Annotated in this window: 1 protein-coding gene; it reads right to left on the bottom strand. The window is 75.3% G+C overall.

The window, feature by feature from the left end:
- Positions 1–292, bottom strand: a 292-nt coding sequence (locus ACTFO6_RS18520) for an Rnf-Nqr domain containing protein (RefSeq protein WP_439935842.1), incomplete at both ends; no start/stop codon positions are given.

Raw genomic sequence — 292 nt, 5'->3', positions numbered from 1 at the left:
CCGCGGGCGAGGGCCGCGGGCGCCGTCCGGCGCAACGCCCGCCGCCGGTCGATGGCGTTCTTGGCGGCGATCAGCAGCCCCAGCCCGATAAAGGCGCCGGGGGGCAGCACCGCCAGCAGGAAGCCGCCGTAGTCGGGCAGCACCTGCACCGTCCAGCCCCGGGCGCCTTCCCCGAAGACGAGATGCAGGCCCGAGAGCAGGGTCCCTTTGCCTGCGAGCTCCCGCAGAGCGCCCAGCAGGGCCAGCACCGCAGTGAGCCCGAGCCCCATGGCCAGCCCGTCCAGGGTGGAGG

The organism is Pelomicrobium sp. G1 (genome assembly GCF_051905455.1).
GTDB lineage: Bacteria > Pseudomonadota > Gammaproteobacteria > Burkholderiales > UBA6910 > Pelomicrobium.
This window is presented reverse-complemented; position numbering and strand designations above follow the sequence as displayed.